This window comes from Enterococcus mundtii, from assembly GCF_013394305.1.
In the GTDB taxonomy this organism is placed as follows: Bacteria; Bacillota; Bacilli; order Lactobacillales; family Enterococcaceae; genus Enterococcus_B; species Enterococcus_B pernyi.
Genome location: NZ_AP019810.1, coordinates 2,712,833 through 2,739,541 on the forward strand (window position 1 = coordinate 2,712,833; position 26,709 = coordinate 2,739,541).

Here is a 26,709-nt window from a genome sequence, read left to right on the forward strand (position 1 = left end):
AACTCTAAAACAGATGGCATGCAAGCTATGGCAGTCGCTTCGTTGGATGAAAAAGGGAACGTTGATACTTCCCAATTAGTGATTTCTTATGCAGGAACAAATACATCAGATATTAAGGATATAGAAAATGAAAAAACGAATGAATAAACAACTGTTAATAGGTATCACAGTAATAATCAGTTTGGTAATAATCGTAATTGGAGGGAAAGTATATATGGATAAGAGAGAAGAAAGAAAAGCACAAGAATTATTAATCGCAGAAAAAGAATCGGTCCAAGCTTTGAAAAATACATTTGCGGATATTGTAGAAGTGAAAATTGAGGATACAGCTTATAACAATATGACAGGTTCATATAGAATGCTTGTTACTATGAAGAATATCAAAGACCAATCAGTTTATTTTTCGTATGGATTTGGAAAGCATAGCCGAAAAATGGGGGATTACGGAATAGAAAATAGCAGTGTACAGATTGAAGGAATTACAAAAAATAAAGTCAAAATAATTCATTCAAACGGTAAGGTGGACTATGTATGAAAATTACAGATAAAAATTATAACAAATTAAATGAAGTAGTGTATAGAATAGACCCTAACCATCTTTACTATGATCCTACTTTAAAAGAAGGAGAAATACGGAAATTTAGCGGGACTACATTCAAAATACTAAAACTTAAAGAAAACTCTAAAACAGATGGCATGCAAGCTATGGCAGTTGCTCCGCTGGATGAAAAAGGGAACGTTGATACTTCCCAAGTAGTGATTTCTTATGCAGGAACAAATACATCAGATTTTAAGGATATAGAAACAGATATACGAACGATTGGTGGTTTTTTTGATAAAACAGTTAGTCCGGGTTTTTCTATGACACCTAGTCAAGCACGTGTTTCAGGGCAATTGACGTCAGCTACTGAGTTTGCGAAAGAGGTAAAGAATGAGTATAAAGATGCCGAAATTTCTACAACTGGACATTCATTAGGACAGTATCTAGCCTTGTATGTCGCAGCTGAAAACCAATGGAAAAATGTTGGGTTCAATGGACCAGATCCTTACGAACTATTATCTCCAGAATCCAAAAAATGGATAAAGGAAAATCCGGGGATGTTGACGAATTATCGTAATCGTGGGGATGAATTGCTTGGCAATCTCATGGGAGATGGAACAGGCGCAGAAATAAAAATAAGCATGGAAATGGGGTTAATGAATCCGTTTGATTATCATGGTTTAGATATTTGGAGGTTTGATAAATACGGAAATCTGATCATTCCAGAGAACGACTATAATACGAAAGCAAGTATACAACAGGAAAAACATAAAGCAATGAGTGATTTCTCAAGTCATTTGGGAACGTTGAAAAAATGGCGTGAGAAGTTTACTGCGAGTGGAGGACATTTATCAGCGAATGAGCGAATTTATTTAAATCATAGTCAAACAAAGGTAGTTGTAGAAACAATGGGACGAAAGACTAAAAGTGCAATGGAAAAAGTCATTCGAATCAATCAGAGTAGTATTGAACGAATCGAAATGAATTGGGCAGAAGAGCTACGAAGAGCGGAACATGCTGCACCTTCTTTGACTGCTTGGGAAGTAAAAGAAACATTGGCATCTGTTGGCGTGACATGGGAAACACACGTAATGACGCCAAAGGAAAAGTGTCAACAAAGAATCCAAAAAGCCAGACGAAAAGGCGAACGCTATGACGAATTGGCGAAAGAAATCAAAAATAAAATCGATGATTTAGTCGCACGAGATCAAGAATTAGCCAATCAACTAAAGGGATGAGGGAAGAAAATGACGATTGAAGAGTTGCAAGCAGACTATCAGAGAAAACGAATCAAACTAGAAGAAGAGGAAGACTTGTTGCGATATTTCAACCGAAAAGGAGAAGAAGTAGTTGAACAATCTGAACAACTGTTAAGGCGAAGTCTAAATGGTTTAGCCCGTGATAACGAACCATTGATGAGAGCAAGGAAACAATATCAAATTGCAGAAGAGCAATATAAGACAGCATTAAATTCAGAACGACGTCAGTTACATCAACGATTTGATGATTTAGAACGAGAGTATCAAGCGGCTTATCGAAAGTTAAATCAGTGATAAAAGAGCAATAATTACATAAAAACATACCCACATGTCATTTTAAATGGATCAATAATGCGTAGCTTGTGGTTGAGGAGAAATTATACTAAAAGTTCATTCTGCTTTACTCAATGAAAGTGGAGTTTTGAAATTCGAATTTTCTATATTTGGCAATTGTCTCATATAGATTAGTCTATAAAAATGTATCAATCAAAAGAGGAATTTAAGAATGATTGAGGAGCGCTTTCGTTGGTTATAGCGTAAAGTCTCTCAAAAATAAGAGGTAGATAAGGAGGAAACTAGTTTGTCAAAATATATAATCTCTATAAATTAGATGTTAGATAACTTTATCTTGAGGAACTAATTATAGATTTTTGGCAACGGGAAGTCATGGATGAATTAGAAGATTTGTTAAATGAATTAAGAAAAACTTTAGAGCGATGGAATGTCCAAACTGTGGGAATTGCCATGCAGGGAAATTTAGCGGCAGAAAAGAAAACGACGGATAAAACCCATAAGGATGCGGTAAAGGAAGCGGAAAATTCATTTTCTAGTAGTCGTGATCAGTTAGAAAATTCTTTAAAAGGAGGATTTGCCAAAAAGGTAATAGAAGTATTCGATGAACAAGAAAAAGAATTGAAAGTGTTTGAATAAATCAGTGTTATCATGAGAATAATAAGTGTTAGTTTGGCGGGCTGTTCACTCTGTGTTTCTTTTTATAATTGATTTATCCGAACTGCAAGCTACCTCGTCCAACAAGTGGAGTTAAAATGTAAAAAAGAACTTGAGAAAACGATTTGTTTTCCCAAGTTCTTTTTCGATGTTGGATGATGGATTTCGTTTCAAAAAACACGCTATGCATTAGTCTAAAGTATCAAGCCATTGCTTGGCATGGGTCAACTCATCCATTGTCAATTGATGTCCTTGATCTGTGATTTGTGTTGTTACTTTGGCGCCTCGTGAATCAAATTCGCGAACTAAATGACTAAATGAAGTATTAGAAACGATTGGATCTCCTTCGCCAAAGGATAACCAGACAGAAGTGTCAGGGAGTTCTGATTTTTCCTGATAGTCATCTAAGGACATCGGGTGAAAGAAGAGCCCTTTTTTTAGTTCTGTCTGTTGAGCCAACATGATATGAGCGGCAATATTTGCCCCGTTTGAAAAACCGACAACGATCCAATCAGTTAATGGGATATCCTGTAAGTGACTGATTTCCTTGATTTTATTATATAGTTTTGTAGATTCTTCAGCTAAACTGTCATAGTCGAATTGGTTCAAGCCGTTTCTTTTGAAAAAACGATTCAAGCCTTGCTCGTTGATATTCCCCCTAAAGGATAAAAGCGTACTTTCAGGTGCAAGAAACTCTGCAATTTCCAAAAGTGAGTGTTCGTCGCCGCCAGTTCCATGAAGTAGAATCAATTTTTTTTGTGTTGCTTTTCCTTGTCTATAAAGATACTTCAAATGACTCACTCCTGTCGTCGTTAATCTACCCGTTTTTGGTTTGCATCACGCGTGTCAAAAGGTCGAACATACGCTTCGATTTCTTTTCTTTTTGCTTCTAATAATGGTGGCAAAGCAAGGATCTCTCCAGCTGTTTCAGCGGGTTCATCTCCAAAGAATCCAGGGCCATCGGTGGCTAATTCAAATAAGACATGAGTAGAAGCTAAGAAATACTCAGATTCAAAGTAAAAGCGATCAACAAATCCAGAGCTAGGTAGGGACGTTTGACTAATTTTATTGATCCAAAACTGTAGTGCTTCATGATCAGCGACACGTAAAGCGAGGTGATGGACATTGCCGTACCCTTCGATGGCCTTGGGTAGATCGGCACGATGTTCGACGATGATACTAGCGCCGTTTCCACCAGCACTAACTTCAAACAAATAAAAATCATCCACTTGTTCGGTTTCTTTAAAACCGAGTAAGGCCAGCAATACTGTTCGGATCGGCTCAAGATCACTCACACGTACGATGACCGGACCAAGTCCAGTGATTGCCACGTCTGTCGGTATACTACTGTTTTTCCAAGGAACACCCGCAGGAACGCCGCTATTTTTTTCATCCGAAATCAATTGATACGCTTGTTCATCGAAATCTTCAAATTCAAGATATTTCTTACCAAAACGTTCTTTGATCTCAGAATGAGTGATTTGGTATTTTTCAAAGCGAGCCAACCAATACTCTAATGCTGTATCGGAAGGGACACGAAAAGACGTACGTGCGATCGTATCCGTTCCTTTCGTTCCTTTTGGCTGGTTGGGAAAATCAAAAAAGGTCATATCTGTACCGGCAGAGCCATGTTCGTCGGTGAAATATAAGTGGTAAGTTTCAATATCATCTTGATTCACTGTCTTTTTGATCAAACGCATGCCTAAAATGTCTGTAAAGAAGCGATAGATTTTTGTTGCGCTAGATGTCATTGCTGTCACATGGTGGACGCCTCTGATTGTTGTATCCATAATTTATCCTCTTTTCTTTTAACTTACAAAAAGTAAGTGAATGTTATTAAAGTTAGTATAGGGCGTCACCAAAAATTTTGCAATAAATATGTCTTGCTAGTTGAAAGAGAGGTTGCTTCTGGAATATTGTTCACTCGATTTAATGAGAGGAAGAGGTGTAGTCAGCTAAGACGATATAAAAAAGCAACGCTCACGATAGTAAGATCGTAGACGTTGCTTAGATGAAATGACGATAGGAAAAGTCAGAATGCTTATTGATTTCCACGGACATCCAACAGTGAATAATTGCGGACATCAAAGCGATTGCGGCTTGAGGAATACTCGATGGGTTGACCATCTTTTAGATAGACTACTTGCTGGACTTCAAGAACTGGATCGGTCTCTGCACAATTCAAATATTGTTGATCAAATGCAGAGCTTTTATCTGCTGAGATCGCGCGATAGGCTCCGGCAAAATGGACATTGAGTTCTTTGTGCAAATAATCATAGATCGATGATAGGAGATGCTCTTTCTTTAATCCTGGAACAAGTTGAACTGGCATAAAAGTATGTTCTAGAATATACGGTTCATCATCTAAGATACGTAGGCGATGAATATTATACACAGGCTGTTCCGCATCGATCATCAAGCGTTCTTGAATAAAAGCATTAGGAAACTCAACATCGAATTGAATGATCTGACTTGTCAGCGAGCGTTGTCGGCGTTTCATTTGTAAACTTAATCCTTCGTATTCATTAGCTGGAGAAGTATCTTTGTTTAAATAAGGATGGCTTAAAATCTTAGTTCCAGACCCTCTTTGGGAATAAACGAGTCCTTCCATGGCTAAGATGTTGATGGCTTTTTTGATCGTCATTCGACTAGCGTTGAATTCTTCGACTAGATCCACCTGATTTGGTAAAAAACTATTTGGTGGATATTTTTTTGAACGAATTCGATCTCTTAGGACATTTGCGATTTCTTCATATTTTGGCACGTTTTTCACCTCACTTTGAGTATAACGAAAGATCATAGCGCCGACAACCAATAAAAGCATGAGAAGCGCGGATAGCTTTATCAGAGAATTTACTTTTTAATTTTGGTACAGGAAATAGCTGACTGATGTTTTATAGAGGACAGTTGCTCATTGCGATCAATAAAATACCAATTTATGTATGTTTCAAAACTTAAAGAAGCACCCATGAAAATGCAACGAGCAAATTTTCGTGGATGCTTCTTTGATTATTGTTCGTGAATATGTTTATTTCAACTTCAAATACTACATTCCTTTAGTATAGGATCAAACAACATCCAAATCAGGTTGTTTATCTAAGATCATCAAGAATGGATACCAGATAACTGCAACGATCACAAAATCGATCACTTGGAGTAAGCCACCTAACCATGAGTTTGTGGCTAAGACACCACTCGCGATGATTGGCACTGTCCATGGAACGGAGACACCAGTTGGCGCTGGTACGATACCTGCTGCCATTACAAGGTAGTTGAACGTTGTTACAACTAATGGTGCGACAACCCAAGGAATCAAAATAGTTGCGTTCAATACGATCGGTAAACCAAAAATTGCTGGTTCATTCACGTTGAAGATTCCTGGTGCAAGAGCTAAACGACCGACATCACGATATTGTTTTTTCTTCAAAACAAAGGCCATCAATAGTACAACTGCTAAAGTCATACCTGAGCCACCGATTCCGACAGTGAATGTTTCCATAAATGGTTTTGTGATGATGTGTGGCAATTCTTGACCATTTTGATATGCCTCTAAGTTATCAAGCATTAGTGTGTTCCAAATCGGGTCCATCACAGAGTTGACAATGATTTGACCATGAAGACCAAAGAACCATAAGAATTGTACAAAGAACAAAGCAATTAAAGTTGCAGGTAAACTACTTCCTAAACCAGTCAATGGTTTTTGGATAACTTCGTAAACCACATCATGCAAGTTTGCGTGGAAGACACCAGTCATCACTGCATTGATGATCAAGAAGACAGTTAAAGTAACCACTGCTGGGATCAACGCAGCAAATGATTTCGTCACAGCTGGTGGTACGCTTGCAGGCATTTTGATTTGCCAACCACGTTTAGTGATTCGGCAATAGATTTCACCTGCGATGAAAGCTGCGATCATACCGATGAACATTCCTTTTGCACCTAAGCGATCAAGAGTCAACACACCTGATACTTCTTCGCCACCAACAGTTGTCATGACGAAAGGTGTTAAGATCAAGAAGCTGGCGAATGAGACAGCCCCTCCAAAAATACCTTCTACATCATATGATTTAGATAAATAATAGCCAATACCAAAAGTAACAAAGACAGACATGATACTCATTGTTGCATTTTGTCCATTTCCAAATAAGCTAGACAACGTTCCTTTAGTCGCATCACTAAAGAAAGGTAAGTTATTGAAAACGACAACAATCGATCCGAACATTGTTAAAGGAAACGACAACATAAATGCATCCCGTAACACTGTCAAGTAACGATTTTGCCCTAGTAGGTTCGCTAAAGGCATGATTTTCTGAGCAAGTTTATCCATAAAACCGTTCATTCTATTCACCTCTATTTAAATTTGCAATCGATTACAAAATGAGTATAACTTCATTTTAGTTAAATGTCTAGTCATTTATTTAAAAAGTATTGATTTATTTTTAAGGTTTGGTATGATTACGTTATCAAAAGAAAAATAAGTGAGGGACTAAACATGACAAACTATGTATTTCCAGAAAATTTTTGGTGGGGTTCAGCTGCTAGTGGACCACAAACAGAAGGACGTGTAGCAGGAGATGGAAAAGGAGAAAATATTTGGGATCATTGGTACGACTTGGAGCCTGAGAAGTTTTTCAATCAAGTAGGACCAAGCAAGACTTCTCAAGTCTACACGAAGTATAAAGAGGATGTCGCATTGATGAAAGCTACTGGTCATAATACGTTCCGAACATCGATCCAGTGGAGTCGTTTGCTTCCTAATGGTACAGGGAAAGTAAATGAGCAAGCAGTCACTTTCTATCGTACGTATTTTGAAGAATTGATTGAAAATGGTATTGAACCCTTCGTCAATCTCTTCCATTTTGATATGCCGATGCCTTTACAAGAAAAAGGTGGCTGGTTAGCAAGAGAGACTGTTGATGCTTATGCTGAGTATGCCAAAACATGTTTTGAGCTATTCGGAGATCTTGTGAAGAAATGGTTTACGCACAATGAGCCGATCGTTCCTGTAGAAGGTGGCTATCTTTATCAGTTCCACTATCCAAATCATGTGGACTTCAAAGAAGCAGTTCAAGTGGGTTTCCACGAAAACTTGGCAAGTGCGAAGGCGATTCAGATCTACCATGAAACAGGACAAGATGGGGAGATCGGTATTATCCTGAATTTGACTCCAAGTTATCCACGTGACGAAAATAATGCGGCCGATGTGAAAGCTGCGGCGATTGCGGACGCCTTTTTCAATCGCTCATTCCTTGATCCAGCAATAAAAGGTGAATTTCCACAAGAGTTGATCGATATCGTCAAAGAATTGGATATCATGCCTGTTATGGAAGAAGGCGATTTGACGATCATCCAAGAAAATAAAGTGGATCTATTAGGAATCAATTACTATCAACCACGACGGATCAAAGCGAAAGAAACACCGATCGACAAAGATCGTGCGCCGTTACCAGATGATTATTTCGATAACTACGATATGCCGAATAAAAAAATGAATCCTTATCGTGGTTGGGAAATTTATGAGAAAGGTATCTATGATATCTTGACGAATACGAGAGAAAATTATGGCAATATCAAATGCTTTATCTCTGAAAATGGCATGGGTGTCGAAGGGGAAGAGCGCTACGTAAATGAACAAGGCATGATCGAAGATGATTATCGTATCGAGTTTGTGACAGATCATTTGAAATATGTGCATCAAGCCATTCAAGAAGGAACAAATTGTTTAGGGTATCATATGTGGACATGTATGGATAACTGGTCATGGACAAATGCGTATAAAAACCGTTATGGCTTTATCGCAGTCGATCTAGATCAAGATGGGAAACGGACGATCAAAAAATCAGGACACTGGTTTAAAGAAGTAGCAACAAATAATGGTTTTGACGCTTAATTAATGGCTTAAAAAACAAGTATTTTATAACTAAATGAATGGGATAAATTATTTTGAAATAAGGTGGTGAATCTAAAAATTAGATTTTCTGCCTTATTTTTTCTGTTGGAGCCATGGGCTTTTGAACCATATCCATAAGAATTGTTCTTCGTTTCTAATCGTGCTACACTAAAAGAAAAGAAGGAGGCGGTTTCAATGGTAGACACGTATAAAAATATTTTAGTAGCAATCGACGGTTCAGAAAAATCAGAAAAAGCATTTATTGAAGCAATCGCAACAGCAAAACGAAATCAAGCAAAATTACACATCTTGTATGTAAATGAGGTGTCAGGGAATTATTTTGGTGACTTTGCTTTTGTCACAACAAGTTTACAAGAAGAGTTAGATGAAGTGGCAGACAAACAAATGAAGGAACATCAAAATCTAGCGATCGAAAAAGGTTTGACGGATATTAAAACATATGTGTTATACGGTTATCCTAAAACATTGATCGCAAACTTCAACGAGTCAGAAGAGCCAATTGACTTGATCGTCATGGGGGCGACTGGGTTAAACGCCGTTGAACGTGCATTGGTTGGTTCAACGACTTCTTATGTGGTAAATCACGCGAAATGCAATGTATTAGTAGTAAAATAGAAGATGTTGTTCGAACTATTTACTTTTAACATATAATTTATCCGTTTTTGAGGATGCTGCATGATTCATTGCGCATCCTTTTTTGTTTTTCAGCAGAAAATGCGGTAGGATAAACAAGACAAACGTATTTCAAATAGGAGATGGATGAAATGGAACAACAATATGTCCAAGTAATGACGATCGCTGGATCAGATAGCGATGGAAGTGCAGGGATGCAAGCAGACTTGCATACGTTTTTTACAAGAAAGGTCTATGGGGTATCTGTTTTGACTGCTTGTGTCGCTGGAAATTCTTATGGAATCGGTGCAAGTGTTCCGTTACCTACGGATTTTATCGATAAAGAATTTGAACTGCTTGCAGATGATTACCAAGTCAAAGCAGCAAAGACTGGGATGCTAGCAGATGCGACATTGATCAATACCGTGGTCAAAAATATTCAAAGGTATGATTTCGGTCCCTTGGTAGTTGATCCAGTCATCATGACGAAACATGGCAATCAATTATTGGAAGAAGAAGCATTGACTACATTAAAAACAGCATTACTGCCATTGGCAGAAGTAGTGACTCCTAATTTTTATGAAGCAGAAAAACTGACTGGTCTCAAATTGAGAACAGAAGAAGATTATGAAAAAGCGGCTAAGATCCTCCAAGAGCTGGGACCCAAAAATGTTTTGATCAAAGGACATCATACTAGTGATTCCAATCAACAAACAGTGAGGGATTATGTTCGTTTAGCTTCAGGAAAAACATTTTGGTTAGAAGCACCATTTTATGCAACAGATCGCATCAATGGAACAGGTGATTCTTTATCTGCGTGTATTGCTGCTGAATTAGCAAAAGGAGAAACGGTGGAAGCAGCCATCCGTATTGCGAAACAATATGTCAATCAAGCAATCAAAGAAGAACTTTTTATTGGACATAAATATGGCCCAATCAATCATTGGGCGGCAAGTACGATCGACTAAGAACGCCATACCTGTTTGAACGATTCATACTATGGACTAAAAAAATAAGCTGGCTTGCTCAAAATAGTTTGAGTAAGCCAGCTTATCATTTATTGTTCTTCTAACAATTTTGGGTTACAAAATCGGTGAGAATAGTCTGGAGATTTGTTGTTTGAACAACAACCAATTTGACATTTCTTTGACTGTTTCAGTAGTCATCGGATTGCTTGCTTGTTCATCAAGTACAAATTGGTCGGCTAGTTGTTGCAAGAAAGCTGGATCATAAATGATTGCACTACTTTCAAAATTCAAACGATAGCTACGAATATCTTGGTTAGCTGATCCGACTATGCAGATTTCGTCGTCCATGATCAATGTTTTCGCATGTAAAAAGCCATTTTCATAAACTAAGATCTGTACATTTTCTTTGATCAATTGGCGAGCGTAGTACTGAGTTGCTCTGTAGATGAAAGGATGATCTGGTTTGTTAGGGATCATGATTTTCACCTCTACGCCAGAAGCGGCAGCGATTTTTAACGCAGCAATCACACTCTCATCAGGTACTAAATAAGGTGTTTGGATCCATACACGTTTTTTTGCTGAACTGATCAGCTTGATAAAGGATAACTTTATCTGTTCCCGTTCATTGTTCGGTCCGCTAGATACAAGTTGGATCGATGTTTGGTATAGTTGATCCTGATCTTCTTTCTCTGCTTTAAAGAAATAATCTAAATGATAGCCGACTTTTTTTTGATCTGGAACAGAGACATTCCAATCCATCAAAAAGCGAAGCTGTAATAAAGAGGCAGCGGCCCCATAAATACGAATATGCGTATCTCGCCAATAGCCAAATTTTTTGGTGTGGTTGACATATTGATCGGCGATGTTGAAACCACCTGTGTATCCAATCTTGCCATCAACAACAATGATTTTTCGATGATCATGATAATTCAGACGAAAGCGTAGAAGTGCCCGCTGGGAAGTGATGAACGTGTGGACATGACCACCATTTTCGACTAACTTTTTAAAATCTTTTGTTTTTGTGCCATGGGAGCCAAAGGCATCATAGAGTAAACGGACTTCGACACCTTCCGCTGCTTTTTTTTCCAATACTTTCAAGATTTGTTGGCCGATGTTGTCAGTAACGAAGGCATAATATTCGATATGGATCGAATGCTCAGCTGCTTCGATATCTTTCAGGACGGCTGTTAATTTTTCTTGACCGTCTGTCAGTAAAGTGACGGCATTTTTTCGTGTGAGTGGCATTTGATTCAAGGATGAAAAGAAATCAACGAAATGCTGATGATCTTCATTTTGGATGATGGGATCATAATGTTCCAAGGTATCCCCCTTGAAATCCTGGAAATTTTCCAGTTCTGTTAAATCACTCTGACGCAGATAGAATTTTTTCTTGTCGGTCAAACCACGGCCAAAGAAAAGGTAGAGAATAAAACCAAAACCAGGTAAAGCAAATAAAACAAGTAACCATGCCCAAATTGCTGCGACGTCACGAGGTTTGATCAAGATAGTTACAAGAGCAATAAGTGCGTTCAATACATATAAAAAAGTAATAATGCTTCCTACCACGAGTGAATCCTCCTTTATATAATAACACTAGTATAGCATGAGAAAGGGGAGAAGCATATTCACAAGAAAACAAAGGTGGAAATATTTTGAAAATATCAAGAGGATAAGCGAAAGTTGTTGCAATTTAAAAACAAATCATGTAGGATAAATGTACAGTTGAATATCTCCTTAGGGGAGTAACCGACAACATTTGTTGTGATAATATCAACAGTAAGTTAACCAAATGGTTTTCTGGTATTGTATGAAATGGTGAGACCTAAGACAAATCCGTATTTGTCTTAGGTCTCTTTTTTTTCAGGCGATAGCGGAAACAATAACTAAAATGGGGGATGAAATTTGGAAAACAAGGAACACGCACAATCAACGGTCTACAAAGAATCGATCGACACGTTGATGCAACAAACGCAAAGCTCACCAGATGGGTTGAGTAGTACGCAAGCAAAAGAAAAATTAGAAAGAGACGGCTTGAACCAACTGAAGGAAGCACCGAAGAAGCCAACTTGGAAACTGTTTCTCGAAACTTTTAAAGACGCTATGGTAATTGTGTTATTAGTTGTTGCATTGATTCAAATGGTGATGGGTGACTATATCGAATTTTTCGTTATCTTTGCCGTGTTGATGTTGAACTCAGTGATTAGTGTGATCCAAACGAAAAAAGCAGAAGGTTCACTTGAAGCATTGAAAAACCTTTCTGCACCAGATGCAAAAGTGATTCGTGACGGAAAAGAAATGACGATTCCGGCGAATGAATTAGTGGTTGGGGATATCGTTTTACTTGATGCAGGTGATTATGTACCGGCAGATGGACGTTTGTTAGAAGCTGGTTCATTAAAAGTTGACGAAGGAATGTTGACAGGTGAGTCGACATCAGCAGAAAAAGAAGTAGTAGAAATCACTCAGACTGTGCCGATCGGTGATCGCTTGAACATGGTCTTTAGTGGTACAATCATTACTTACGGTCGTGGGAAATTCTTAGTAACTGCTACAGGAAACAATACAGAAATCGGTGAAGTTGCTGGTTTATTAGAATCAACAACGGAACAAGTGACACCATTACAACGTGGATTAGATAAATTCAGTAAGAAGTTAAGTTTAGCCATTTTAGGCTTATCATTGGTGATTTTAGGTATCCAGTTATTCCGTATCTATATGGGTGGCGGAACAGGAGATATGACAGCAGATATCGTTAGTGCCATCATGTTTGCAGTCGCGGTTGCCGTAGCAGCGATCCCTGAAGCATTGCAGTCGATTGTAACGATCGTCTTGTCACTGGGAACCAATAAAATGGCCAAACGACATGCTATCATCCGTAAACTACCAGCTGTAGAAACATTAGGCTCAACGAGTATCATTTGTACGGATAAAACTGGTACATTGACACAAAACAAAATGACGGTTGTTGATTATTATTTAGCGAATGGGGCAACTGGTGATTTTTCAAATGATCCAAAAAACTGGTCTGTAGACGAACGTCGTTTAATTGAGATCAGTGTCTTGGCAAATGATGCGTCGATCAGTGAAGATGGTTCAAAACTAGGTGATCCAACAGAAGTCGCTTTTGTTGACTTCAGTGAAAAAATGAACCAACCTTATCGCGAGATCCGCCAAACGTATCCAAGACAAGCAGAATTACCATTTGACTCGGATCGAAAATTGATGTCAACAGCACATGAAATCGACAATCAACAATTCTTATTTGTCAAAGGTGGACCAGATATCGTGTTTGGCCGCAGTACAAAAGCATTAGTAAATGGTGAAGTCGTGCCAATGACAGATGAGTTAAGAAAAAAATTCCAAGAACAAAACGAAGCATTCTCAAAACGCGCGTTGCGTGTATTAGCCTTTGCTTATCGTCCAATTAATAGCCTAGAATTGTCATTTGATGATGAAGATGATTTGATCTTAGTTGGGATCATGGCAATGATCGATCCGCCAAGAGATGAAGTAACTCAAGCGGTCAAAGAAGCAAAAAGTGCTGGGATCAAAACGATCATGATCACTGGTGACCATAAAACAACTGCAGTTGCTATTGCAAAAGAAATCGGTATTTTTGCTGAAGGTGATCAAGCCTTGACTGGTACAGAATTAGATGAGCTATCAGAAGATCAATTGAATGAAGTATTGGAAAAAGTAACGGTTTATGCGCGTGTATCTCCGGAAAATAAAATCCGTATCGTGCGTGCTTGGCAAACAAAAGGTCATATCTCTGCGATGACTGGTGACGGAGTAAATGATGCTCCTGCCTTGAAACAAGCAGATATTGGTATTGCAATGGGTACAGGTACTGACGTAGCCAAAGATGCTGCAGCAATGGTTCTGACAGATGATAATTTCGCATCGATCGTCAGTGCAGTGGAAGTAGGACGTAATGTCTTTGATAATATCAAAAAGGCCATCTCTTACTTGTTTTCAGGAAACCTAGGTGCGATCATCGCGATCATCTTTGCCTTAGTTGCAGATTGGTCAAATCCATTTACAGCCTTACAATTATTGTTCATCAACTTAGTCAACGACTCATTACCAGCAATCGCGTTAGGAACTGAAAAAGCAGAGCCAGCGACAATGAAACGTCCACCAAGAGATCCAAATTCAGGTATCTTTACGGACAAAACATTGATCTCTGTGACGTATCGTGGCGTATTGATCGGTATTGCAGTTATTTTTGCTCAATGGTTAGGGATGCAACATTCACCTGAATTTGGCGTAGCGATGTCCTTCACAACGTTGATCTGGTGTCGTACATTGCAAACATTCCCAGCCCGTTCAAATACCCAAACAGCGATTCAAGCTGGTTTCTTCTCAAACCGCAGTGTTCTATTAGCAGTTGCTGTATGTAGTGCGCTTTACTGTATTGCAATGATCCCAGGACTAAAAGAAGTCTTCTCGATCCCAGCGGCATTTGGGTTGACTGAAGTCTTCACTTGTATCGGAATCGCGCTTGTAACGGTTGTGTTGATGGAAATCACTAAAATGATTTTGGTACGTGTACAAGGAAACAAATAATCATCAAAGAAAAAATAGTTCATCTATCACTTACGAATAACGATGAAATGTGATAGTTTTTAGCCTTTCGAATCAAAAAGAAATCCACGAGAATCGTTTCTTCGATTTTCGTGGATTTTGATTTATACTAAGAAACAAAGCTCATCGTTTTTCTGATAAAATATTTATTCCGAAAAGTGAAGATAAAAGGAGAAATATCCAAATGGACAAAGAAGAATGGAATACCTTTGCGAAAGACTATTACGAATCACAAAAAGAATCTAGTACGACGATCGTAGAGGATGTCGTTGCTTATCTAAAAAGCGAGGATTTATTACCAGCTGGCTCATTCGCAGATGTTGCCGGTGGTGCAGGGCGTTATCTGCCGTTAGCAAAAGAAATAGAACAATATGAGTTGATTGATTTTTCAGAAGAAATGCTTGTATATGCTGAACATGAAGCACAAATACTGGGGCTAAATAACTGTCAATTCATTTTGAAAGATTTTACTAATTTTTTACAAGAAGAGAAGACCTATGAACTTGTTTTTTCGGCAGCAAATCCCGCCTTGGTTTCTTGTGAACAATTGGAAAAACTGCGTGGGAAAGCGATGAGAGCTTGTTTGATCCTAAGAGTAGTCTCCTCAGAAGATAGTGTCTTCGTACCCCTTGAAAGGTATTTAGGGATCGAGGAATCTGACCCTAACACCTCGTCAACTATTATGGATCGGTTTGAGACGTATTTATCAAAGAAACACCTTTCTTATAAGAGAACTGAATTCACTTATGATTCACAGGAAGAAGTCACGCCTTCATTTTTGCGGGTTTATTATGAAGAAATGCAAGATGATCCACGTTTCCAGTCAGCTCTCCAAGAATTATTTAAAAACAGTGAGACAATTCAGAGTACAAATAAACTGACCTATCGATTATTGACTATCTATTAGTCAACGATCGAGGTCAGTTTTTTGCATTCATTATTTTTCTTTGTAAAAACGAATATCATTTTCAACTTTATAGATCGAGTAAGGTAGATCTGAATGATATTCAGCTGTTTCACCATTTCCCGGTAATGTTTCATTGAAGATCTTTTCATATTGATCAACCGTCAATGCTTCACGGTTATCTAACATCGCTTGATTGTCTTCTTTGGATAAGAAGTTTTGATAGCCTTCTTCTAAATATCCAGTGAAAAATTCACTCACAGCACCAGAACCATAGCTGAATAATCCGATACGGGCACCCGATTTCAACGCTTGAGAGTTTTCTAATAAAGAAATCAATCCCAAATAAAGGGACCCAGTGTATAGATTTCCTATTCGTCGACTATAGGTGATGCCTTCTTCATAACGAGCCATCAAACGTTTTTGCGTTGCCTCATCTGTTTCTTCGATCACACTTTGTAACGCTTTTTTCCCCATTTTTGTGTAAGGAATATGGAAGGTAAGCGCATCATAATCAGCAAGTGTTCGACCTGTTGTTTCTTTATATCTATTCCAGACTTTTTGGAAAGACTCAATATAAGTAGAGTTGGACAAAGGGCCATCTACTACAGGATATTGACTATAATTTGGACGCCAAAAGTCATAAATATCTTCTGTTAAAAAGACGCTGTGGTCTTCAAGAGAAAGAATCCGAGGGTTTTGTGTGATCATCATAGCGACCGCACCTACACCTTGAGTCACTTCACCACCACTTGCTAAACCGTAGCGAGCAATATCGCTCGCAATCACTAAGACTTTACGATCTGGATGATTTTTGACATATTCTTTTGCCATGTGCAAAGCTGCTGTTCCCCCGTAACAAGCTTCTTTTACTTCGAATGAACGAGCAAAAGGTTGAATTTTTAACAAATGATGGATGATCACAGCACTTGCCTTTGATTGGTCGATGCCTGATTCGGTACCTACAATGACCATATCGATTTTCTCACGATCTTCTTCTGTGACGATTTTACTCGCTGCATTTGCTCCTAGCGTGACGATGTCTTCATAAACTTGATTGACAGCCATCTGATCTTGACCGATCCCGATATGGTATTTGGCAGGATCATCTCCACGTCTGTTTGCTAATTCAGTCATATCTAAAAATAAATTAGGAATAAAAAAGGAAAGACGATCAATCCCTATTTTCATTTCAACACCTCTTTACTCATGATAAAAAACTTACTTTATTAAAGTATCACAAAATCGCTAAAAGAAATACAAAAAAGCTAATTTTTAAGGATTTGTAAAAAAATATAGCGCTTTTTTTAAAAGGTGTATGTTATATTTGTATTTCCGGTAAAGAATGGTATATTTTTGTAGGAGATACTTGACAGTTAGAAAATAATCAACTGTCCATCTTTTATACAATTTAATAAGAAGTGTATTTTAATTTTTACGAAACCATTCACATTGTTCTATCCATTTGATATAGACAAACATTTTGAAGAATGTCTCGTCGGTTACAGCGTGACGTTGTTCGCAAATATATGAGAAATAAGGAGGGAATCCGTTTGCGCAAAAGATTGTAACACCTATAAATCTGTCGCGTTTTATATAATACGTGGATAAGTAAATTTATAGGCTTTGGCAACGGGTGGCTTAACTTGAAGGAAGTCGTTATTATAGATGCTGCACGAACACCGATTGGAAAGTATCGTGGTAGCTTAAGCAGTTATTCTGCTGTTGAGTTGGGAACATTCATTACAACAGAAATCCTTGAACGAACAGGGATAAACAAAGAAGCAATCAATCAAGTCATTTTTGGAAATGTGCTTCAAGCAGGGAATGGGCAAAATGTTGCACGACAAATTGCGATCAATAGCGGAATCCCCGTTAGTGTTCCGGCAATGACAATCAATGAAGTTTGTGGATCTGGGATGAAATCAGTGATCCTTGCGCGTCAACAAATCCAACTAGGCGAAGCGGACCTGATCATAGCCGGTGGTGTTGAAAGCATGACTAGAGCGCCGATGATCCAAGTGAGCGATCCAGAAAACGAGAAAATCGAAGAAATCTCAAGTATGGTCAATGATGGATTAACCGATGCATTTTCCAATACTCATATGGGACTGACAGCAGAAAATGTGGCAAAACAATTTTCTGTGACGAGAGCAGAGCAAGATCAATATGCACTGGCTTCACAATTAAAAGCAGGACAAGCCAGCGAGTCAGGGGTCTTCAAGGAAGAAATCATTCCAATTTCCCGTAATGAAGAAGTATTTGCAACAGATGAAGCAGTGCGAGGAAATAGTACATTAGAAAAATTAAGCACCTTACGGACGGTTTTTGCGGAGGACGGCACAGTTACTGCTGGAAATGCTTCACCTTTGAACGATGGTGGCTCTGTACTGATCTTAGCGTCTAAAGACTATGCGATTGCTCATGGCTTACCGTATTTAGCTACGATCAAAGGAATCTCTGAAGTTGGGATCGATCCCAGTATCATGGGGGTAGCTCCAATCAAAGCAATCAATACCTTGATGGAGAAAACAGAGCTTTCCTTGGACGACATCGATCTATTTGAAATTAACGAAGCGTTTGCTGCGTCATCGATCGTTGTGAATCGTGAATTGAATCTCCCATCAGAGAAAGTCAATATTTATGGTGGTGCGATTGCGTTAGGCCATCCGATTGGTGCTAGTGGCGCTCGTATCTTGACTACTTTAGGCTATGCGTTAAGAAGGCAGCACCAACGATACGGAGTAGCTTCATTATGTATTGGTGGCGGTCTTGGATTAGCTGTTCTTTTGGAAGCTAATTTGCAAGAAACTGGTGATAACAAAAAAAAAAAGTTTTATGAACTAACGCCAGAACAACGTAGACAGCGATTAGTTCAAGAAAAAGTGATTTCCCAAGCAGAAGCAACAGGTTTTAAAGAATCTGTTTTAACAGAAGATATCGCCAACCATTTGATTGAAAATCAAATCAGCCAAGTAGAGATCCCATTAGGTGTCGCATTGAATTTTCAAGTGAACGGTCAAAAAAAATGGATTCCTATGGCAACGGAAGAACCTTCTGTAATTGCTGCAGCGAGCAATGGCGCAAAAATATGTGGCGATATCAGCGTTCAGATACCCCAACGATTGATGCGTGGGCAGATCGTCTTAACTGGTCGTTGTGATTATCGAAAAATCAAAGAAGTCATTGAAGCAAGAAAACCAGAATTGGTCACTTGTGCAAACGAAAGCTATCCTTCGATTGTCAAGCGTGGTGGAGGTGTCCGAGAAATTTCTACTCGAGAATTTATGGGGAGCGAGCATGCCTATCTTTCACTTGATTTTTTAGTGGATGTCAAAGATGCGATGGGTGCGAATATCATCAACTCGATTTTGGAGGGAGTTGCGGTTCGTATCAAAGAATGGTTCCCTGAACAAGAAATCTTGTTCAGTATCTTAAGTAATCTGGCGACGGAATCTTTAGCAATCGCGACTTGTATGATTCCTTTTGAGCGATTGGCAAAGGACAAAGAAACGGGTCAACTGATTGCTGAAAAGATTCGTCAAGCGAGTGAATACGCAAAATTGGATCCTTATCGGGCAACGACCCACAACAAAGGAATCATGAATGGTATCGAAGCGGTCATCTTAGCCACAGGAAATGATACACGAGCAGCCGCAGCGGCTATTCATGCCTATGCTGCTCGAAATGGTAGTTACCAAGGGTTGACTGACTGGCAAATCAAGGAAGATCATTTGGTAGGGAAATTGACGGTTCCTTTAGCTGTTGCGACAGTAGGGGGCGCTTCCCGAGTTTTACCGAAAGCGAAAGCTTCTTTAGATATGTTAGCAATTGATTCTGCACAAGAATTGGCACAAGTGATTGCAGCTGTTGGTTTAGCACAAAACCTGGCGGCACTGCGTGCACTTGTTAGTGACGGTATCCAAAAAGGACATATGTCCTTACAAGCGAGGGCATTAGCAATCACAGTTGGTGCCAAAGGGGACGAAATCGAGAGAGTTGCCGCAAAGCTTAGGGAGTCAGGAACGATCAACCAACAAAGCGCACTAGCTGCCTTAGAAGCTATCCAGGCGAGCAAAAACTAGGAATAATTTGCGAAATGGGCGTAGTAGCTGAGGAAAAATGACAAATAATTTTCATTATTATAACGTGCCTCTAAAAACACATAAAAAAATACCTATGCTAAGTATGAAGAATCTATAATCTGAAATTTATTTTTTTCATAAGAGGCCATCACGTCTTTTTATGCTATTTTCATTTTTTTGAGGTTGTATAATATCAAACAAAACGTAACAGACCTTGTCGATTAAAGGTTTTCTGTTACGTTTTTTTACATACTCTGATCTAAAAAATATAGAACATATATTATTAAATTTTAAAAATAATTTATATAACATTAAAAAAAGCTAAAGTTTTTTAAGCTTATTTGAGGTTCTCTTGTGAATAAATAATCTAACAGGTATACTTTTCCTCAAATAGAATAACTTGTTAGGCGAGACTCCTAAACAAACATAGGCTATTGCGCAGAAACGTCGAAAGACGCCAATGTGTAAAACAGGAATTGTCGGATTAAGGCTCTTCATAAGATAGCTAAGAGAAATCTTTACGTTGTTTAGTGTCAAAACTCACACGATGAGACTGAAAAGCCAATCGTTTTTTTCGTTTGGCTTTTTTTATTCAAGATGGGTAAGTGACGTATCTCCGCTGTAACACAAAGGAGAAATATAGGATGGGTGTAAAAGACATAAGAAAAATAGATTTGTATTTGCTCGTACCATATCTGTTGATCAGTGTAATAGGATTATTGATGATCTATAGTGCGAGTACGTTCCGTTTGATGTCATTCGATCAAAGTACAAATCAACTTTTAGTTCGACAAATGGTATTTGTAGCACTTAGTTGGGCAATGATTTTTTTCATTTACCGAGTGAAACCTGCATTTATACTCAATCATCGAATCGTAAAAATAATGATGGGGATCGGTATCGTGGGGCTGATCTTGACAAAGGTACCTGGGATTGGTGTCAATATCAGTGGTGCGCAACGATGGATCTCAATTGCAGGTTTTCAATTTCAACCTGCTGAAATTGTCAATGTCGGTATGATTTTTTATTTAGCTTATTATTTTAGAAAACCCAAGCAATCATTGAATGAATTAAAAAAACCCTTTTTTATCATCGCTTTATGTTCTCTGCTGATTTTATTCCAACCAAAAGTAGCTGGTGCGATCTTGTTGATCATCTTAGCTGCAATCATGATCACGACGGTTCAATTACCAGTTCGCTATATTTTATTGTTTTTTGCAGGACTGTTCAGTCTCTTTTTGCTCCTTGGCGGCATTATTTATTTACTAGGGCAAAATGACCTATTACCAAGTATTTTTGCTCATACTTATGATCGCTTGAGCATTGCTTTTAATCCTTTTTTAGATCCTTATGGAAAAGGATTTCAGATGAGTCAATCTTATTATGCCATGTACAACGGTGGGCTTTTTGGATTAGGACTGGGAAATAGTATTACCAAAAAGGGCTATTTACCAGTAGCCGAGACTGATTTTATTTTTTCGATTATTTTAGAAGAGTTAGGCCTGATCGTAGGCTTACTGATTCTAGCAATGTTATTTTCGATTATTTTGCGCTTATTTGTCTTGAGTGCGAATGAACCAAATCAGCAGATCGGGTTGATTTATTTGGGAACAGGGATGTTGTTATTGCTACAGACAAGTATCAATATTGCAAGTATCAGTGGCATGATCCCAATGACAGGTATTCCGCTTCCTTTTATTAGTTATGGAGGATCAAGCTATTTGATTTTATCCATGCTTTTGGGTGTTTGCCTGAAACTGTCCTCACGAGGTAAGCAAAATGAAATTTAAAATAAATGAATTCAACTATGCATTATTTTTACCAATCTTTCTTTTATATTTATTAAGTGTCGGTGTGCAATATGGGGCAGCTGTTTATGACCAAGTTCCAGTCCGAGGAGTCGTGCTTCGACAAATCGTGTTTTGTTTGATGTCGGTCGGGCTGTTGTTTCTAACACAACGAGTGAAAACAGTCGTATTGTTAAGATATTCTCCTTATCTTTATGGCTTTTCACTTTTTGTGATGGGCCTGTTGTATCAGTTTTATGATCCGGTGATGTTTCAACTCACAGGCACCAAACGTTGGCTTAGGATCGGCAGCTTTTCATTTCAACCTTCTGAATTAGTGAAACTCACCTTTATCTTAGTGGTTGTTTATTTGACCTTGATCTATGAGCAAAAGGTGAAGCAACGAACCGTTAAAACTGATTTATTTTATGTAGGAAAGATATTACTGGTTAGTTTACCGACCTTTTTATTGATGTACATGCAAAAAGATTTTGGAACAAGTTTGGTTTTTGTCATATGCTTGGGGGCATTATTCATGATCGCTGGGGTACATTGGAAGATCATGACGGCAATAACCTCGATTCTAGTTATTCTCGGGGCCATTTTGATTGCTTTAGTTTTTACTGAATACGGACACCAGATTTTATATCGTCTGAATTTTAAGACTTATCAGTTAGATCGAGTACGCGCATGGGTTGATCCATTTGCATATAGCCAATCGATTGGTTATCAACAATCACAAAGTTTACTTTCTATCGGGGCAGGTGGGTTTAGTGGCAGGGCCGAAGCAATCAATCCTATCTATGTGCCCGTTCGTGAATCAGATATGGTCTTTACAGTGATTGCTGAAACATTTGGCTTTTTAGGAAGCGTTTCTGTGCTCTTTTTATATTTTTATCTTTTTTACCAAATCATTTATAGCGCAATCGAAACAAATAATAAAGGAAATGTGTATTTTGCGATTGTCTTCGTATTTGGTTTGTTATTCCAAGTGTTTGAAAATATTGGAGCTGCGATCGGTCTACTCCCATTAACAGGGATTCCTTTACCATTTTTAAGTCAAGGAGGAACTTCCCTCTTGGTTATTGGCTGTGGTTTAGGCATTATTTTAGGATTTAAAAAGTATGAATGAGAAGTAGAAGGGAAGTTATTATGAAACAGATGCCAAAAGGAACATTGGTGGTAGCATTCGTATCACTCGTCTTATTGACGACTTTGACCACACTAGTTATGACAGAAAACACCTTATTCAACCAACTTGATTTAGCCATTTATCAACAGGAGCGATTAATCGAATTCCCAATATTAACAACATTTTTTAGTTATTTTGCAAAACTAGCAACGATTATTCCTACTTTATTTTTCACAGGGTTGCTTGCAATTTTTAGTTGGCGGAAACAGTACCACAAATTAGCCATTTGGCAAGTCTTAATGGTTTTGACAGTTAGTTTGATTGGCTACGTGATGAAACAAGCTATCCAGCGGACACGACCTGATGTGGAGCAATTGATTCCTAGATCTTCTTACTCTTTTCCAAGTGGTCATTCGATTTTGTCTATGACGCTATTCTTAGTATTTTTGATCACCATGTACATTATTTATCGCGAGAAAAGGGTAAATAAACTAGTATGGGTGGGGGCTCTATATCCATTATTGATTGCTAGTTCTAGAATTTATTTGAGAGTACATTATCCTAGCGATATCTTGGCAGGTTTTTTACTGAGTTTTTCAGTTGTTTTCTTATGCTATAGTCTGTTTTTCTCTTTTATCACTGAAAAAACAGTAAGAAAAAAGCACCAACAAAAACGAATATTCACTAGAAAACAAAAAGTTTTATTGTCTATTATGGCATTTCTTTTCCTATTAGTAGGTTCTGCAGTTGCGTATGGTGTTCGCTTTTACTACGATGCCAGACAGACCGTGACTTCGATGCAACAACCGTTACAAAGAGAAACCGTTCAGCGGGAAAAGGATACGCCAGTCAGCATTTTAGTTTTAGGTATCGCCAATAATTCAATTAGAAAAACGGACTATCGTGCAAATACGATCATGTTGGTGACATTGAATAATCAAAAGAAAACAACGACGATCACGAGTATTCCTCGAGATTCTTTCGTAGAAATTGCCAATATGGATGGACTGGTTGATAAAATCAACCATGCTCATTCTTACGGTGGTATCGACATGATGGTGGATACGGTTGAACAATATCTTGATATACCGATTCATCACTATGTATCGTTGAATATGGATGGATTAGAAGCGTTGATCGATGCTGTGGGAGGAATCACTGTAAATAATGCGTTTGAGTTTATAGCAGAAGACATCCATTATCCAGAAGGAACGCTAGAATTAAATGGTTGGGAAGGATTACAGTATGCGCGCATGCGAGCAGAAGATCCTGAGGATGACTATGGGCGACAGAAAAGGCAAAGGGAAGTCGTCAACATTTTAGTCAATGAGTTCTTATCTGTGAAAAGTTTATTCAATTATCGCCAGCTTTTAGAGGTAGTCGGTGAAAATGGGACAACGGATATGTCCTTAGATGAAATGCTCGGAATGATGAATGAATACCATTCGGCATTATCCAATATCACGAACCATCAGTTGAAAGGTGAACAATATATTGGTGATGGCATCTTGGGAGAAGCAGGGATCTACTATGAGAAGATACCCGATGAGGAACGGATGAGAGTGATGCAGTTGGTGCAAGAGCAATTAGAAACAACAGGGAAGAACGCAGCGCAACAATAGGAACAATCGATATTCTCTTTTTTACATTTATAAATGATAAAAAAAGCAGTTGAAATGAACGATGATCGTCATTTCAGCTGCTTTTTTAGGTAAAAATCATCACGCAATCTATTTGCTTGCGTTTATCTTTCGTTGATCGGTGTAGTGGCAAATTGTTCGATCAATGGCACTAATGTTAATTTCACTTTGTATTTACGTTCTAAAGCTTTTTCAATCGTAAATTCATTGACAGCAGACATAGAGATCTCTGCTAATTTTCGTGTGTCGTCTTTGACTGTTTCATTGATCACTACAGCATCTGCTGTTTTTTCAGCAGTGAACTTCGGATATTCTGCTACTTGTTTGGCAAAATCATCGAAAGTCAAAGAATCTGTCTCAACTTTTTCATCACTTGTTTTCTTGTCAGTTGTTGCTTTTTTACTGACTGATTGAGAAGTTGTCTCAACTTTTTCAACTTCTTTTGTTGGTGTTTCTTTTACGGACGCGTCATTAGTGACTGGTGTCGCTACAGGTTGAGCCGTTGGTTGATCTTTTTTCATGCGTTGATCATTCCAGTAAGAAACAATCTCAATCAATAGGTTGTCACGGAAACGTTCAAAAATCGTTGCTTCACCAGAACGAATACGTTTCAAGACAGCAGTAAAGTTATCGTCGATTGGTACATTGATGCGTGTATCTTCATTTGCTTGTCCTGCTAAGCCAATGATTAAGACTTGACGGTTTTTAGGATCAAGCATGACTTGCAATGGCAGACCATAACGGCGTAAACTTTCTTCTTCCAATGAACGGAATAATTGTGTGCGAATTCCATCTAAAGAAGGACGGAATTGTTTTAATAATTTTTGTTTTTGTTTTTTCTTCATAGATACTCTCCTTCATTCATACCCTTTCGATTATAAGAAAAAAACGAGCAAATGAAAAGGTTTATCAAGAAAAAACTTTTATTACTTCGATGGAAAAACAAAATTGAGTGGGATAATCGACCTCTCACATATGCTAAAACTGAATAAACGGTGGAAACAGCAGTAAACTTCTCGGAAATAAGGCGACATCCACAGAAATTTGATGAACAATTTCGTAGATATCGCCTTATTTCTCGAGGTTAAATACTTCTGTTCCAATCTCTCAAAAAGGGGAGCAAAAGTCCACAGACTAATGCTCCCTCATCTAGTTATTTTTTTGGCAATAAGGCAAAGGTGACTAGTTCAGGTGAATAGATGACCTCATGTCCTTGCCATTGCATCGTCATCAATGAATGATCCAAGCGTTTTTTTATTTCCGCAAGTTTTTCATCCCTTGACCAGTTTCGAGCAGGAAAATGCTGGATTTTTTCTGGACGGATCAAAAAGATAAAATCTGGATCAAATGTCTGAGTCACTTTTTCAGATAAACGATCTAAGCGGTCCACGGGGTTCATAGAATATCACTATCCTTTACCTTTAAAATTGTGTAGTATCTGGATCTTTTGCTTTGCCAACGACACCATCTAATTGGTCGATCGTCTTCATTTCTTCTTCTGATAGCTCAAAATCAAATAATTCAGTGTTCTCCTTGATTCTGCTTGGTGTAACAGATTTTGGTAATGGTAAGAAACCGTGTTGTAATGACCAACGTAGCGCTACTTGGGCAACGCTCTTATTGTGTGTGTTGGCAATCTCTTGCATTTCTGTGACGTCGAAGATTTTACCAGTGCCAAGAGGGCTATATGCTTCAAGGACCATATCATGTTTTTTCGCGTACTCAACAACAGGTGGTTGCAATTCGCCTGGAGCAAGAAATACTTGATTGACCATTGGCATGATTTTTGCTGTTTTTGCAAGTTCATCTAAGTGATGCGGTAAGAAGTTGCTGACACCGATCGCTTTGATTTTGCCAGCTTCGTATAACTCTTCAAAAGCACGCCATGTTTCGGCATTCGCTTCTTGCCAATTTTCGCGGAAAGAAACTGGATTAGGCCAATGGATCAAGAAAAGATCCACATAGTCTGTTTGTAATTTTTTTAAGGACTCTTCGAAAGAGGACATTGCTAGATCGTAGCTATGGTTTTCGTTCCAAAGTTTAGTCGTTAAGAAAATCTCTTCTCTTGGGACACCACTTTCTTTGATTGCTTGTCCGACACTTTCTTCGTTTTTGTACCCTTGAGCGGTATCAATATGACGATAACCGGCAGCTAATGCTTCTTTAACTGAGGAAACAGCAACGTCTCCGTCAGGGGTTTGCCAAGTACCGAAACCGACAACAGGGATTTCATAGCCATTTGATAAATGGTAAGTAGATGTTAGTGAATTCATACTTTCAGCTCCTTTGATTTTAGTACACTTTAAGTGTAGCTTATTTTCTAAAAAAAGAAATG

At 38.3% G+C, this 26,709-nt stretch carries 22 protein-coding genes and 1 riboswitch; of the genes, 13 read left to right on the top strand and 9 right to left on the bottom strand.

Translation table 11 applies throughout. The annotated features are described in order from the left end of the window. The first annotated feature begins 127 nt into the window (after positions 1-127). The 4 genes from HZ311_RS13085 (at position 128) to HZ311_RS13100 (ending at position 2,730) form a co-directional block, all read left to right on the top strand. Complete coding sequence (locus HZ311_RS13085) at positions 128-535, top strand: hypothetical protein (protein ID WP_041684184.1); 408 nt, start codon at positions 128-130, stop codon at positions 533-535. Further along, complete coding sequence (locus HZ311_RS13090; protein ID WP_175401327.1) at positions 532-1,779, top strand: alpha/beta hydrolase family protein; 1,248 nt, start codon at positions 532-534, stop codon at positions 1,777-1,779. The genes HZ311_RS13085 and HZ311_RS13090 overlap by 4 nt, the downstream gene beginning before the upstream one ends. Before the next feature lie 9 nt (positions 1,780-1,788). After that, positions 1,789-2,094 carry a hypothetical protein gene (locus HZ311_RS13095; protein WP_023519445.1) on the top strand — a complete coding sequence of 102 codons (306 nt, stop codon included), beginning with the start codon at positions 1,789-1,791 and terminating at the stop codon, positions 2,092-2,094. A gap of 372 nt (positions 2,095-2,466) precedes the next feature. Then, a complete protein-coding gene (locus tag HZ311_RS13100) occupies positions 2,467-2,730 on the top strand; it encodes a hypothetical protein (RefSeq protein WP_010735819.1) in 264 nt (87 codons plus the stop codon). Between the two features lie 207 nt (positions 2,731-2,937). On the opposite strand, the gene HZ311_RS13105 is transcribed toward HZ311_RS13100, so the two are convergent. From HZ311_RS13105 to celB, 4 genes are all read right to left on the bottom strand, one after another. Further along, positions 2,938-3,540, bottom strand: coding sequence for an alpha/beta hydrolase (locus HZ311_RS13105; RefSeq protein WP_010735818.1), 603 nt, complete (start codon positions 3,538-3,540; stop codon positions 2,938-2,940). 20 nt (positions 3,541-3,560) lie between these two features. After that, positions 3,561-4,538, bottom strand: coding sequence for a ring-cleaving dioxygenase (locus HZ311_RS13110; protein ID WP_023519446.1), 978 nt, complete (start codon positions 4,536-4,538; stop codon positions 3,561-3,563). A gap of 251 nt (positions 4,539-4,789) precedes the next feature. Next, positions 4,790-5,512, bottom strand: coding sequence for a GntR family transcriptional regulator (locus tag HZ311_RS13115; protein WP_023519447.1), 723 nt, complete (start codon positions 5,510-5,512; stop codon positions 4,790-4,792). A 303-nt stretch (positions 5,513-5,815) separates the two neighbouring features. Next, positions 5,816-7,087 carry a PTS cellobiose transporter subunit IIC gene (celB, locus tag HZ311_RS13120; RefSeq protein ID WP_010735815.1) on the bottom strand — a complete coding sequence of 424 codons (1,272 nt, stop codon included), beginning with the start codon at positions 7,085-7,087 and terminating at the stop codon, positions 5,816-5,818. Between the two features lie 153 nt (positions 7,088-7,240). Between celB and HZ311_RS13125 the strand changes: the two genes are divergently transcribed. The 3 genes from HZ311_RS13125 to thiD all read left to right on the top strand — a co-directional run bounded on the left by HZ311_RS13125 (position 7,241) and on the right by thiD (position 10,239). Beyond that, positions 7,241-8,638, top strand: a complete 1,398-nt coding sequence (locus HZ311_RS13125; RefSeq protein WP_023519448.1) for a glycoside hydrolase family 1 protein — start codon at positions 7,241-7,243, stop codon at positions 8,636-8,638. A 195-nt stretch (positions 8,639-8,833) separates the two neighbouring features. Next, a complete protein-coding gene (locus tag HZ311_RS13130; RefSeq protein ID WP_010735813.1) occupies positions 8,834-9,274 on the top strand; it encodes a universal stress protein in 441 nt (146 codons plus the stop codon). A 149-nt stretch (positions 9,275-9,423) separates the two neighbouring features. After that, positions 9,424-10,239, top strand: a complete 816-nt coding sequence (gene thiD, locus HZ311_RS13135; protein ID WP_062805421.1) for a bifunctional hydroxymethylpyrimidine kinase/phosphomethylpyrimidine kinase — start codon at positions 9,424-9,426, stop codon at positions 10,237-10,239. Between the two features lie 114 nt (positions 10,240-10,353). Here thiD and cls read toward each other — a convergent pair whose 3' ends face one another. Further along, the gene (gene cls, locus HZ311_RS13140; RefSeq protein WP_010735811.1) at positions 10,354-11,805 is read right to left on the bottom strand and encodes a cardiolipin synthase; all 1,452 of its coding nucleotides are present in this window, start codon (positions 11,803-11,805) and stop codon (positions 10,354-10,356) included. Positions 11,806-12,141: 336 nt separating this feature from the next. Here cls and HZ311_RS13145 point away from each other — a divergent pair, with 336 nt between their 5' ends. Further along, entirely contained in the window at positions 12,142-14,808 is a 2,667-nt protein-coding gene (locus HZ311_RS13145) for a cation-translocating P-type ATPase (protein WP_010735810.1), read from the top strand. 202 nt (positions 14,809-15,010) lie between these two features. Beyond that, positions 15,011-15,733 (top strand): class I SAM-dependent methyltransferase, encoded by a 723-nt coding sequence (locus tag HZ311_RS13150; RefSeq protein ID WP_178946742.1) that lies wholly within the window; start codon positions 15,011-15,013, stop codon positions 15,731-15,733. 30 nt (positions 15,734-15,763) lie between these two features. Here the strand turns inward: HZ311_RS13150 and HZ311_RS13155 are convergent, their stop codons facing one another. Then, complete coding sequence (locus tag HZ311_RS13155; protein WP_010735808.1) at positions 15,764-16,921, bottom strand: hydroxymethylglutaryl-CoA synthase; 1,158 nt, start codon at positions 16,919-16,921, stop codon at positions 15,764-15,766. Between the two features lie 455 nt (positions 16,922-17,376). Here HZ311_RS13155 and HZ311_RS13160 point away from each other — a divergent pair, with 455 nt between their 5' ends. The 4 genes from HZ311_RS13160 to HZ311_RS13175 all read left to right on the top strand — a co-directional run bounded on the left by HZ311_RS13160 (position 17,377) and on the right by HZ311_RS13175 (position 24,356). Then, on the top strand, positions 17,377-19,815 hold the full coding sequence (locus HZ311_RS13160) for a hydroxymethylglutaryl-CoA reductase, degradative (protein ID WP_137072154.1): 2,439 nt from the start codon (positions 17,377-17,379) through the stop codon (positions 19,813-19,815). A gap of 392 nt (positions 19,816-20,207) precedes the next feature. After that, positions 20,208-20,375: riboswitch (M-box (ykoK) riboswitch) on the top strand. A gap of 84 nt (positions 20,376-20,459) precedes the next feature. Beyond that, positions 20,460-21,605, top strand: a complete 1,146-nt coding sequence (locus HZ311_RS13165; protein ID WP_010735805.1) for an FtsW/RodA/SpoVE family cell cycle protein — start codon at positions 20,460-20,462, stop codon at positions 21,603-21,605. After that, on the top strand, positions 21,595-22,734 hold the full coding sequence (locus HZ311_RS13170) for an FtsW/RodA/SpoVE family cell cycle protein (protein ID WP_010735804.1): 1,140 nt from the start codon (positions 21,595-21,597) through the stop codon (positions 22,732-22,734). Before HZ311_RS13165 ends, HZ311_RS13170 begins: the two co-directional genes overlap by 11 nt. A gap of 20 nt (positions 22,735-22,754) precedes the next feature. Continuing rightward, entirely contained in the window at positions 22,755-24,356 is a 1,602-nt protein-coding gene (locus tag HZ311_RS13175) for a phosphatase PAP2/LCP family protein (protein WP_137072156.1), read from the top strand. 122 nt (positions 24,357-24,478) lie between these two features. On the opposite strand, the gene HZ311_RS13180 is transcribed toward HZ311_RS13175, so the two are convergent. The 3 genes from HZ311_RS13180 to HZ311_RS13190 form a co-directional block, all read right to left on the bottom strand. Next, positions 24,479-25,219 (bottom strand): hypothetical protein, encoded by a 741-nt coding sequence (locus tag HZ311_RS13180; RefSeq protein WP_023519456.1) that lies wholly within the window; start codon positions 25,217-25,219, stop codon positions 24,479-24,481. Between the two features lie 308 nt (positions 25,220-25,527). Beyond that, positions 25,528-25,773, bottom strand: coding sequence for a hypothetical protein (locus tag HZ311_RS13185; RefSeq protein ID WP_010735801.1), 246 nt, complete (start codon positions 25,771-25,773; stop codon positions 25,528-25,530). A 22-nt stretch (positions 25,774-25,795) separates the two neighbouring features. Then, the gene (locus HZ311_RS13190; protein ID WP_023519457.1) at positions 25,796-26,647 is read right to left on the bottom strand and encodes an aldo/keto reductase; all 852 of its coding nucleotides are present in this window, start codon (positions 26,645-26,647) and stop codon (positions 25,796-25,798) included. Between the last annotated feature and the right edge of the window lie 62 nt (positions 26,648-26,709).